This window comes from Burkholderia sp. Bp9142, assembly GCF_003853415.1.
In the GTDB taxonomy this organism is placed as follows: Bacteria; Pseudomonadota; Gammaproteobacteria; order Burkholderiales; family Burkholderiaceae; genus Burkholderia.
In genome coordinates, this window is the sequence record NZ_QTPP01000042.1 from 25293 (window position 1) to 37189 (window position 11897).

The 11897-nt window shown below is 65.9% G+C and carries 10 protein-coding genes and 1 pseudogene; 3 read left to right on the forward strand and 8 right to left on the reverse strand.

From position 1 onward, the window contains the following. The first annotated feature begins 109 nt into the window (after positions 1-109). The 3 genes from DIE22_RS38370 to DIE22_RS31655 all read left to right on the forward strand — a co-directional run bounded on the left by DIE22_RS38370 (position 110) and on the right by DIE22_RS31655 (position 3048). On the forward strand, positions 110-286 hold the full coding sequence (locus DIE22_RS38370; RefSeq protein ID WP_185640734.1) for a hypothetical protein: 177 nt from the start codon (positions 110-112) through the stop codon (positions 284-286). Continuing rightward, the gene (locus tag DIE22_RS39025) at positions 279-674 is read left to right on the forward strand and encodes a hypothetical protein (RefSeq protein WP_260426809.1); all 396 of its coding nucleotides are present in this window, start codon (positions 279-281) and stop codon (positions 672-674) included. Before DIE22_RS38370 ends, DIE22_RS39025 begins: the two co-directional genes overlap by 8 nt. A 64-nt stretch (positions 675-738) precedes the next feature. Next, positions 739-3048: an LPS-assembly protein LptD gene (locus DIE22_RS31655; protein WP_260426810.1), complete on the forward strand. Its 2310-nt coding sequence runs from the start codon at positions 739-741 to the stop codon at positions 3046-3048. 162 nt (positions 3049-3210) lie between these two features. On the opposite strand, the gene DIE22_RS31660 is transcribed toward DIE22_RS31655, so the two are convergent. The 8 genes and pseudogenes from DIE22_RS31660 to DIE22_RS31700 form a co-directional block, all read right to left on the reverse strand. After that, positions 3211-4671, reverse strand: a complete 1461-nt coding sequence (locus DIE22_RS31660) for an NAD-dependent succinate-semialdehyde dehydrogenase (protein WP_124606894.1) — start codon at positions 4669-4671, stop codon at positions 3211-3213. Positions 4672-4859: 188 nt separating this feature from the next. Further along, positions 4860-5567, reverse strand: coding sequence for a GntR family transcriptional regulator (locus DIE22_RS31665; RefSeq protein WP_124606895.1), 708 nt, complete (start codon positions 5565-5567; stop codon positions 4860-4862). 11 nt (positions 5568-5578) lie between these two features. Further along, positions 5579-6685: an ABC transporter ATP-binding protein gene (locus DIE22_RS31670; RefSeq protein ID WP_124501558.1), complete on the reverse strand. Its 1107-nt coding sequence runs from the start codon at positions 6683-6685 to the stop codon at positions 5579-5581. A gap of 11 nt (positions 6686-6696) precedes the next feature. Continuing rightward, positions 6697-7497 (reverse strand): ABC transporter permease, encoded by an 801-nt coding sequence (locus DIE22_RS31675; protein ID WP_124501557.1) that lies wholly within the window; start codon positions 7495-7497, stop codon positions 6697-6699. A gap of 206 nt (positions 7498-7703) precedes the next feature. After that, on the reverse strand, positions 7704-8588 hold the full coding sequence (locus DIE22_RS31680; protein ID WP_124501556.1) for an ABC transporter permease: 885 nt from the start codon (positions 8586-8588) through the stop codon (positions 7704-7706). A gap of 139 nt (positions 8589-8727) precedes the next feature. Next, positions 8728-9768, reverse strand: a complete 1041-nt coding sequence (locus DIE22_RS31685) for an ABC transporter substrate-binding protein (RefSeq protein WP_124501555.1) — start codon at positions 9766-9768, stop codon at positions 8728-8730. A gap of 148 nt (positions 9769-9916) precedes the next feature. Next, a pseudogene (locus tag DIE22_RS31690) lies at positions 9917-10348 on the reverse strand (flavin reductase); the annotation flags it as partial. 256 nt (positions 10349-10604) lie between these two features. Further along, complete coding sequence (locus DIE22_RS31700; protein WP_185640735.1) at positions 10605-11294, reverse strand: GntR family transcriptional regulator; 690 nt, start codon at positions 11292-11294, stop codon at positions 10605-10607. Between the last annotated feature and the right edge of the window lie 603 nt (positions 11295-11897).

Sequence of the window (11897 nt, forward strand, 5' to 3'; positions counted from 1 at the left end):
CGGCCGTCCCGTTCCCCACGTCATGCCGAATCGGACAACGGAACGGTCACGCCTTCGCGACACGCGAAGGCAGCTTCCCCCCTTTCAGACATGCGAGACGAGGTCGATCATGACTCGGTATCTTTCAGCGAGCATCCTTGCGGTGGTGCTCAAAAGCAGTTCGTCGCCGGCGGCATTCGTGCTGCTGCAGCAAACCGGCAGCATCGCGCGGATTGCCACGCCTGCGCGGCGCCTGGCGATGCCGGCCGCATGCGTCGCGTGGCCGGGAGAGGCGCCCCATGGCTGAATTCGCGACGCTCAGGATGTGCTCGGTCCGCGCGATGGAAATGTCGGAGGACGGCGAATTCCTGCTGGTGCACGGCGCGCATTCGACGCTCTCGCTGCATCGCTCGACGTTCAATGCGTTGCTGGTCGCGCTGCCGAATGCAATCGAGCACTCGGCGCGGCTCGCGAACGGGAACGACGACGCGCGTTTCGCGCTGCCGACGACCGGCTGGGAAATCGGCCGGATCGACGACACGCCGCACGTGTTCGTCCGCTTTCATCTGCAAGGCGGGCCCGCCCTCGGCTTTTCCGTTCCGGGCGGACAAGTGCCGGCCATGCTCGAGGCGCTCTGCAAGGCCGCCGGCATCGCGTCCATTCTGGCGCCGCCGCCCGGCGCGACCTTCCAGTGACGCCGCCCGACACGGACGTCATCCGCCACGTCGTCGCATACGCTTTCTCGCCGGATCGTTTCTCTTGAATTCACGTTCTCTGCCGGGCCGCCCGCGAGTGAAACCGCTCGTATGGCTGCTGCTCCACCTGCCGTGGTGCATCGTGCACGCGCAAACGGACGCAGGGCCCGACTGGACCCTGCGCTCCGCTGCCACACTTGCCGATCATCCCGCTTCGACCGGGCAACGCCCCGCGACGATCGCGCTCGGCGACGCGGCAAGCACCACCGCCGACACCGACGTCGCCCTCAAGGGCCATGCCGAGTTGCGCCGCGATCATTCGGTCGTCAAGGGCAATGCGATTCACTACGCGTTCGACACCGACGTCGCCGACGCATACGGCGACGTCGTGCTCGCGGACAGCGGGCGCCTCTTCTTCGGACCGGAAGCCCATTTCCGCATCGACGCGAACCAGGGCTACATCGTCGCACCGACATATCGCTTCACGTTGAACGGCGGCCGCGGCAGCGCGGCGCGCATCGATGTCGTCGACGCCGAACGCACGTCCGTCGAGCATGGCACCTACACGACCTGTGCGTGCGGCGATCGGCCGGACTGGTACCTGAAGGCGTCGCGCTTCGACATCGACAGCGGCGACGATACCGGCGTCGCGCGCAACGGCGTGCTGTTCTTCCAGGGGGTGCCGGTCTTCGCGAGCCCATGGCTGTCGTTTCCCCTGTCGAGCGCGCGACGCACCGGGCTCCTGCCGCCGACGGTCTCGTACGATTCGACCGACGGCGTCGAGGTCACCCAGCCGATCTACGTGAATCTGGCGCCGAACTACGACCTGACGCTGACGCCGCGCACCATGCAGCGACGCGGCACGATGCTCGGCGCCGACTATCGTTATCTATCGCCCACCTACAGCGGCGAACTGGCGATCGCATACCTGCCCGATGACCGGCTGACCCGCACGAATCGCTATTCGCTGCACTTCAGGCACGACTGGAACATCGGCAACGGATTCGGATTCCATCTGTACGGCGACCGCGTGTCGGATGCGTCGGCGGCGTCGACACTGGCATCGTCCGGCACGGCCGCGTCGTCGACGCTGTACCGCCAGGAAGCCGGTCTGACCTATTCGCACGCGCCGTGGTCCGTTCTGTTCAGGGTCCAGCACTGGCAATCGTTCGACAGCACGACGATCTATTCCAGCGAGCCGCAATTGAACGTACGCTACGCGCGGTACAACGCCGGCGGTTTCGACTTCGGCATGGAGGCCGATGCGACACGCTTCCGGTCGACCGTCTCCGGCACGACACAGGGCAATCGCTTCGTGTTCGATCCGTATGTCGCATACTCGGTCGAGCGCCCCGGCTGGTTCTTCACGCCGAAACTGAAATGGCATTTCGCGAGCTACGACCTCACGTCGATCGGCAGCGACGCGCCGAGCGGCCAGCCGAAGCGGTTCGACGTGAACGTGCCGACCTTGACCGTCGATACCGGGCTGCGCTTCGAGCGCGGCGTGAGCCTGTTCGGGCACACCTATCTGCAGACGCTCGAACCGCGCCTCTTTTACGTCTATACGCCGTATCGCAACCAGTACCATGCACCGCTGTTCGATACGGCCGTGACGGACTTCGGGATCGGGGAGCTGTTCTCCGACAATACGTTCGTCGGGCACGACCGCATTGCCGATGCGAACCGGATCACCGCGGCGCTCACGTCGCGCCTGATCGAGCCGGCCACGGGCGACGAGCGTGCCCGTTTCGTCCTCGCCCAGCAGTACGACTTCAAAGCGCCCAAGGTCACGCTGACGTCGAGCGATTCGACGTCGACGTTCTCGCGCACGGGGCTCGTGGCCGGCGCCTCATACAAGCTCGGCGCCGGCTTCAACGCCGAGCAGGCCGCGCAGTACGACGAGATCAACGATTATCTGCGGCGTGCATCGATCGGCTTCGGCTGGTCGCCCGGCGAGCAGCGGGTCCTGAACATGTCGTATCGCTACAACCGCGCGGTCGATTATTCGTATGCGAGCGAAGACGTCGAGCCGGTCAGCCAGGCGGTGCTGGCCGCGCAGTGGCCGCTGACGCAGCATCTGTCGGCGGTCGCCCGTCTCGACTACGATCTGCACGCGCGCCGCCTGCGAACCGGGCTGGTCGGCATCCAGTACGACGCGTCGTGCTGGAGCCTCGGCGTGGCCGGCGAAAAGTACCTGTACGCGACGAGTTCCACCAGTACCACGTCCGGCACGCGGATCATGGTGCAACTGCAATTGAAGGGGCTGGGGGCGACCGACAACGGATTGCAGAAGCAATTTTCAGCGGCGGTGCCGGGTTACACGGCGCCTCCCTTGCAACAGGAAGGCAGCGATCGGTTCACCGATCTGCCTTGAGGCACTTGAGCCCGGCAAGCCGGATTTGCCCGGCCGGCGCGCGTCGAGCCGGCCGAGTCCCGGCGCCGGCCCGATCCCCGTCGCCCTGTTGCGAGGCGGGCAACACCGCATGATGAACGCGCCGAGCCGCATGGTTCCCCTCCCGGTCACGCGAACCGGCGATCAAACCGCCATGCACAGGTACTTGACGACGAGGTAATCGTCGATGCCGTAATGCGACCCTTCGCGGCCGAGCCCCGACTGCTTCACGCCGCCGAACGGCGCGACCTCGTTCGAAATGAGGCCCGTGTTGATGCCGACCATCCCGTATTCGAGCTGCTCGGCCACCCGCCAGACACGCCCGATGTCGCGGCTGTAGAAGTACGCGGCGAGCCCGAACTCGGTGTCGTTGGCGAGCTTCACCACCTCGTCGTCGCTCGAGAAGCGGAACAGCGGCGCGAGCGGCCCGAACGTTTCCTCTCTCGCCACGTCCATCTGCGCGGTGACATTCACGAGCACCGTAGGCTCGAAGAAACCGTGCCCGAGCGCATGCCGCTTGCCACCCGTGGCGAGCGTCGCGCCTTTGTCGAGGGCGTCCGCGATATGCGCTTCGACCTTGCCGACGGCCGCATCGTTGATCAGCGGCCCGAGCGTCACGCCGCCTTCGGTGCCGTGTCCCACCTTCAGGCCCTGCACCGCGGCCACCAGCTTCGCGGCGAACGCGTCGTACACGCGGTCATGCACGTAGAAGCGATTGGTGCACACGCACGTCTGGCCGTTGTTGCGGTACTTCGAAGCGATCGCACCTTCGACGGCGGCATCGAGATCGGCATCGTCGAACACGATGAACGGCGCGTTCCCGCCGAGCTCGAGCGTCACCTTCTTCACGGTGGGCGCGCTTTGCGCCATCAGCAGCCGCCCCACGCCGGTCGATCCGGTAAACGACAGCTTGCGCACGATCGGGCTACCCGTCATCGCGCCGCCGATCGCCTTCGGGTCGCCGGTGACGATGTTGAGCACGCCGTTCGGCACCCCCGCGCGCTCGGCAAGCACCGCCAGCGCGAGCGCCGAGAACGGCGTCGCCTCGGCCGGCTTCACGACGATCGGGCAGCCGGCTGCGAGCGCCGGCCCGACCTTGCGCGTGATCATCGCGTTCGGGAAATTCCACGGCGTGATCGCCGCGCACACGCCCACGGGCTCCTTGACGACCACGAGCCGTTTGTCCGATGCGGGTGTCGCGAGCGTGTCGCCGGCCACGCGCTTGCCCTCTTCGGCGAACCATTCGATGAACGAGGCCCCGTAGACGATTTCGCCCTTCGCCTCGGCAAGCGGCTTGCCCTGCTCGGCCGTGAGAATCAGCGCGAGATCGTCGGCGTGCTCGAGCATGAGTTCGTACCAGCGGCGCAGGATGCGCGCGCGCTCCTTCGCCGTCCTGGCACGCCACGCCGGCCATGCCGCATTCGCGGCGTCGATCGCGCGCGACGTCTCCGCCGCGCCCATCAGCGGAGCGCTGCCCAGCGTTGCGCCCGTCGCCGGGTCGAACACCTCCAGTTGCTCGCCCGAGTCGGCCTCGCACCATTGCCCGTCGATATAAGCTTGATGACGCAAAAGCGCCGGATCCTTCAACAGCGTTTTCAATTCCACGTTCGTTCCTTCCGGGATAAAAATGCATCAGGCGGCCCCGGGAAAATCCGGGCCGCTGATACCGAAAATTTCAAAAGACGGTGGGCAGCGACGCTGCGCGGGCAACACTTCCCGCTCTTCGCGATCCCGCTTCTCATTTCGCAGTGCAAATTCGTGTCGACAGGCACGCCGCCGCGAAGTAGAACGCACTACCCCGCCTGACGCCACGACGAACTTTCGTGACCATGGGCCAGCAGCTTGCGCGCGATCTCGGCTACCCGGTGCACGTGCGCGATGGCAGCCTCGCGCGCCGCCGCGCCATTTCCCGTCGCGATGCCCGCGAGAATCTCGCGCATTTCCTCGACCGCCTGGTGGCCGCGATCGTCGGAAGCGATCGTCAGCGCACGCAATCGATTGATCCGCGCGATCAGCGTCTGCACGATCTCCCACGCGACGTGCTTTTTCCCGGCAATGAACATGCGCTCATAGAATGCCGACGTGAGCGCCTTCACCGTCGCATGATCCTGTGCGTCGAACGCTTGCTGGATCCGGTCGATACACGCGGCCAGATCGGCCACGAGCGGCTCGTCGGCATGCTGCGCACAGGCCATCGCCGCCTCGCCCTCCAGCAACGCGCGTATTTCGTAGATCTCGGCCGCCGTGTCGAAGTCGAGGATCGCGACGATCGGCCCCTGGTTCGGGATCGACGCGACCAGCCCTTCCGTTTCCAGATGCCGCAGGACCTCGCGCACGACGCTTCGGCTCACGCCCAGGATCTCGCATAACGCGCGCTCGACCAGCCGCTCGCCCGGCTGGAAATGCGCGTCGAGGATCGCGGCGCGCATTTTCTCGAGCGCGAGCTCGCGCAGCGTGGCGGTGGGCCGCTGGACTTTCAGGGACGGCAGGGCGGGACGCATGGCTGCCGCCGTCAGGCTTGCGCGAACAGGCGCACGTCGCGCGCGTCCCAGTCGACGAGCGCCTGCGCACCGATCACGATGCCGTTGTCGTGCCGGTGAGCGGCCGGCATGCGGATCGAGATTTCCTGCTGCCACGGCGTCGCCACCGCGTAGTGCATCGCATCGCCGAGATAGGTGACGTCGCGCACGGTCACCGGCAGGCCTGCCGTGCCGCTTGAATCATTCGAACCGCTGGCGCGTTGCAGCGAGCAGATGCGCATCTGTTCCGGGCGGATCATCAGCGCACCTTCGTCGCCCGCGGCGAGCGTCGGATGGAACATGTCGGACGCCATCTCGAGGCCGTTGGGGAACACGCCGCCGATGCGGCCGTCGCCGTGCTTCGTCACCTTGACCGGCAGGAAATTCGAATTGCCGATGAAGCTCGCGACGAAGCGTGACGCCGGGTTCGCATAGAGCTCCTCGCCGGTGCCGACCTGCTCGATGCGGCCCTGGTTGAACACGGCGATGCGATCGGACAGGCGCAGCGCCTCCTCCTGGTCGTGCGTGACATACAGGATCGTCACGCCCGTTTCCTGGTGAATGCGGCGCAGTTCCAGCTGGATTTCCTCGCGCAGCTTCTTGTCGAGCGCGGAGAGCGGCTCGTCCATCAGCAGCACGGGCGGATCGTACGCGAGCGCACGCGCGATGGCGACGCGCTGCTGTTGCCCGCCGGAGAGCTGCGCGGGCATCCGGTCGCGGCACTCGGACAGATGCACGAGTTTCAGCATCTGCTCCACTTTCGCGCGGATTTCGGCTTCCGGCCGGCGGCGCACCCGCAGCGGAAACGCGACGTTCTCGCCCACGGTGAGATGCGGGAACAGCGTATAGCGCTGAAACACCATCCCGATGTTGCGCTGGTTCGGCGCGACGGACAGCAGCGGCTTGCCGTCGAGCAGCACGCGGCCGTCGGTCGGCTCCTGAAAGCCCGCGACGATATAGAGCGTGGTGCTCTTGCCCGAACCCGACGGTCCGAGGAAGGTCATGAATTCGCCCTTGCGGACGTCGAGCGACACCTGGTCGATCGCGACGACATCGTCGTAGGTCTTGCGCAGGCGCTGGATTTGCAGGAATGCAGTCATAGCGTGTTACCTCAGTTGGCACGTGCGCGGCGCACGATGGCGCTCGCCAGCATCAATACGGTCGTCAGCGCGACGAGCAGCGACGACGCGGCCGCGACGACGGGTGTCAGGTCCTGCCGCAACGTCGCCCAGATCCGCACGGGCAGCGTTTGCAGCGTCGGGCTCGACATGAAGATCGACACCACGACTTCGTCCCACGATGCGAGGAACGCGAAGATCGCGGCGGCAAACAGGCCGAGCCGGATCGCGGGAAGCGTGACCCGCAGCTTCACCGTGAGCGGCGACGCCCCGCAGATCAGCGCGGCGTCTTCCAGCGCCGTGTCGAAGCTCACGAGCGAATTGCTGATCGAGATGATCGAGAACGGCAGCGCGATGATCAGGTGGCCGATCACGAAGCCGGTCATCGTGCCGTTCAGGCCGATGCGCAGGAAGAACGCATAGAGCGCGACGGCGAGCACGACGACGGGCAGCACCATCGGCGTGAGGAAGAAGCCCCGCACGGCCTCGCGGCCGCGAAACTTGCCGCGCACGAGCGCCAGCGACGCGAGAAACCCGATCGCGACGGAAAGCGCCGTGACGATCACCGCCAGCTTCGCGCTGGTCAGCAGCGAGTCGATCCAGCCCGCATCGGTGAACAGCTGCCGGTACCACTCCAGCGTCCAGCCCGGCGGCGGAAAGATGAGCCACTGCGAATCGCCGAACGACAGCGCGACGATGAAGAAGATCGGCAACAAAAGGAACAGCGCAACGGCCGCGCCCACGGCCACGAGGATCCAGCGCAGCGCGCCCAGGCGATCGAAATCGAGCAACATGTCAGTCCTCCCGCCGGGCCGCCCAAAGGGGCGTAGCGGGGAATTCGCGGAGCATCGCTCCGCGCCCGCGCAGCCGGCCGGCTTTGCAAAGACGGCCGTGGACGGCTGACGCCCCCTCGGGGGGAGCTTTGCATGGGACCGGAGCAAGCGCTGAAGCGCAAACTCCGGTCGACAGCGAACGTAGTGAGCGTGGGGGTTGTTTCATCTCAGCGACCTCCCGTGGTGGCGCGCGCGCTGTTGGTGAAGCGCAGCTGCAACGCATAGAGTGCGAGCGTCACGGCGAGCAGCACGAATGCCGCGGCGCCGGCGAGGCCCCAGTTCAGCAGTGACTGCACGAGCTGCGCGATCAGTTCCGCGAGCATCATGTAGGACGGGCCGCCCAGCAGCGCGGGCGTGACGAAGTAGCCGAGCGCCATCACGAACACCATCAGCGCGCCGGAGGCGACGCCCGGCATCGCGAGCGGCACGAGGATGCGCCAGAACGCCTGCCAGCGGCTCGCGCCGCACACCGCGGCGGCGCGCAGCGTCGACGGGTCGATGCCGCGCAGCGTGGCATGCAGCGGCATCACGAGGAACGGCAGCATGATGTAGGTCATGCCGATCGTCACGCCGGTCAGGTTGTTCACGAGCGCGAGCGGCTCATGGATCACGCCGATCGCCATCAGCGCGCGGTTGATCGGCCCGGTCCCCTGCAGCAGCACCATCCACGCGAACGTCCGTGCGAGCAGGTTGGTCCACATCGACAGCAGCAGGATCGCGAACAGCACCGAACTGAGCTTGCGCGGCGCGATAGCGAGCAGCCATGCCATCGGGAAGCCCACGATGAGCGTGACGAGCGTCACGACCGTGGCCACGAGGAACGTATTGCCGAACACGCGCACATACGTCGTCGAGCCGAGCAGTTGCGCGTAGTTGTGCAGGCCGGGCGTCGGCTCGAGCACGCTGCGCAACAGCAGCGACAGCACCGGCAGCAGGAAGAAAATCACGAGCAGCAGCATCGCGGGCGTCACCAGCCTGATGCTGCGCCAGTCGCGCCGCTTGCGCGCGGCCGGCGCCGGCGGATGCGTGACGGTACTCAATACGTTTGGCATGGTGTCTCCTTTGTCGGCCAGCGTCGGCACTTCAGTGCCCGTTACCGCCGGCCCCATGCAGGTTCGTTGCTCGACCGGGCCGGTTCGATCCGGTTCGGCCTCCTGAACGGCGTTCAGGTCCGTACGTCGTTCCGCGGGCTTACTTCGACTGCCACGCGTACCAGCGCTTCGCGATCGCGTCGCGGTTCTCGGCCCAGTACTTCATGTCGAGATTGATCTGCGAGGTCTTGTACTGGTCGGGCAGCGTCTTGGCGATGGCCGGCGCCATCAGCGCGGCCGACTTCACGTTGATCGGCGCATAGCCCGTATCGGCCGCGAATTTCGCCTGGGCCTGCGCGCTCGTCGCGGCGGCCAGGAACTTCATCGCCGCGTCGCGATGCTTCGCGCCCTTCGGGATCACGAGCATGTCGGCGGCGGTCAGGTTCTGGTTCCACGACATGCCGACCGGCACGCCGGTCTGCGCGAGCGCATGCAGGCGGCCGTTCCAGAACATGCCGACCGGCGCCTCGCCGGATGCAAGCAGCTGCTGCGACTGCGCGCCGCCGCTCCACCAGACGATGTCGCCCTTGATCGAGTCGAGCTTCCTGAACGCGCGGTCGAGATCGAGCGGATACAGCTTGTTGGGCGCGACGCCGTCGGCGAGCAGCGCGATTTCGAGCACGCCCGGCGCCGACCACTTGTAGAACGTGCGCTTGCCCGGGAAACGCTTGGTATCGAACAGGTCCGCCCAGTTTTGCGGCTGCGCGCCCGTGTACTTCGCCTTGTTGTAGCCGAGCACGAACGAGTAATAGAAGCTGCCGACCGCGGAAGGCGTCGCGAAGCGCGGGTCGAGCTCGGCCTTCTTCACCACCGAATAGTCGATCGGCTCGATCAGGCCGGCCTTCTCCGCCGCATACGCGAAGTCGCCCTCCACGTCGACCACGTCCCAGCTCACGTTGCCGCTGTCGACCATCGCCTTGAGCTTGCCGTAGTCGGTCGGCCCGTCCATCAGCACGTTGATGCCGCTCGCCTGCGTGAACGGCTGCGCCCAGTCCTTTTGTTGCGACGACTGGGTCGTGCCGCCCCAGCTCGTGAACACGATCGGGTCCGCGGCCAGTGCGGGCGCGGCGCACAGTACGACCAACGGTGCGATACAGGCAAGGCGGGATGCTGCGACACGCGGGATGCTTCTGCTGCTCATGGTCTCTCTCCAGGGGGAAACGGTTGCGGCTCGCGGCCGCCGGGACGGCAGCCATTCGAATACGCGTACTCCGGCCGGCGGCATCAGTCGCGCCGGCTTCTCGATCTTGTGTTTCATCACTGCGGCGCGCCGCTGCCGGCCGATGCCGTCAGTGCGCGAGGGCCAGCGGCTGGACCGTGCCGGCTTCCGTGTCGCCGACATAGATGCCGTACGCGTCCTGCCGGCGTTCATGCACGTAGCGTTCGAGCATCGAGCGCACCGCGGTATCGGTGATCTCGTCCCACGGAACCTGCCAGAGCGGCACGATGCGAATGCTGCTGTCGAACCACGGCGAACCGGTGGGGATCACGCGGCCGCGGTAATAGATATGGACGCCCGGGCCGCGCCCGCCGGCCGATTCGAATACGGCAAACAGGCAGTCGAGATGCGCGTTGAGGCCGAGCTTCGCGAGCACGCCGCGCAGGCTCGCCGCGTCGCTCGCCGGTCCGAGCCGGATGCCGGTCGGCAAGCGCACGCCTTGCGGCGTATCGACGAGCACGAGCCCGTCGCGATGTTCGAGAATCGCGCCCACCTGCGCGCGGCGGAATCCGAGCATGTCGAATGCCTGTTGCGCGATTGATCCGGTCATCGACTCAGTCATGGCGTGCTCCCGTGGTCCCTGCGTTACTCGATGAGATTATGGTATGCCATCTTATGGACTACAACAATGAACATCGTATTATGGAATACCATGAGTCCCACCCGTCGAATCGACAGACAAAACAAAAGGCCGCCGGGAGGGTGCCGGCGGCCTTTGCTGTTCACGCGCGCGTCTCGATCCCGCGCCCGGGATTCCGTCAGGTGTCGCTGACTGCCTCGTCCTGCTGCCGCGCGAGCGCCGACAGCGCCAGCTCGGAAACGCGCTTGATGTGCGCGGCCGACGCTGCCGAAGCCGCATCGCCGTCGCGCCGCTCGATCGCGTCGAGCAGGCGGTTCATCTCGGTGTTCGAGTCGCCGCCGCGGCCCGGCATCGCGATGGTCAATGCGCGCAACCGGTTGATGCGCGCGTTGAGCGTCTTGACGACCGTCAGCGACACCTGCTTGCCGGCCGCTTCGAACAGCGTCTCATAGAAGCGCTCGGTGTACTCGAGCACACGCGGCAGTTCCTGTTTCTCGAACGCATCCTCGATCACCGCGCGGACCTCGCGCAGCTGCCGCACGACTTCGGGTGTCGCGCTCTCGGCGCATGCGCGCGCGGCATTGGCTTCGAGCAGGCCGCGCAGCTCGTAGATCTCGCCCACCTGCTCCGGATCGAGCCTCGCAACCACCGGCCCTTGTCGCGACACGGTCTCGACCAGCCCTTCGGTCTCCAGGTGCCGCAGCACCTCGCGCACCACCGTGCGGCTCACGCCGAGCTCATCGCACAGCGTGCGTTCGACGAGCCGCGCGCCGGGCCGGAAATAGCCCTGCACGATCGCACCGCGCAGTTTGTCGAGCGTCAGTTCGCGCAACGTCTTGGCATTGCGGTCGATTTTGAGGTCTTGCATGGGCGGCACTCTGGAAACGGGTATTTGGCCTGCGGCAGGCCGGGAGCCGGACACAGGCATGGAATGCCATATTATGACCTAACTGTCAGCGCTTTCCATCCCGCGCGCCGCCGCGCGCACCACCTGCTGGTTCTTTGCAAATGAAACCTGTCCCGGAGCAAAGAAACCTGTGCTGTCGTTTTAGGGCAAAGAAAACTGTTCTGACGCTGCCAAACCCTTGTATTTATTGGCTTCTTCGAGATGAAGTCTAAAACGTCACGAGTCCCCGATGACGCGCGCTGTCGCACCTCCATCGCGGCGTCGGTGGGTCCCCGCCTAAAGCCCCCTTCTCACGCTCTAATGAAATCAATCACTTAGCAGATTCGATGCAAAGAAAGCTGTCGCCGAGGTTCGCATTTGCAAACGAAATCTGTTCTATCGATACTGGCTGCCGCTCTGCAAGCCAACGACACAGCTGCTGTTGGTCTCGGGCACCGTGACTCGCAGCGCACGAAATAAGAGCGCCGGCTGATAAACAAGAAAGCGCCTCGTCTAAAGCGAACGTCCGACCTGGTATGCCCCGGATTCAAAGACGGCGATTGGTTGCACGTGGATGCGCACAGT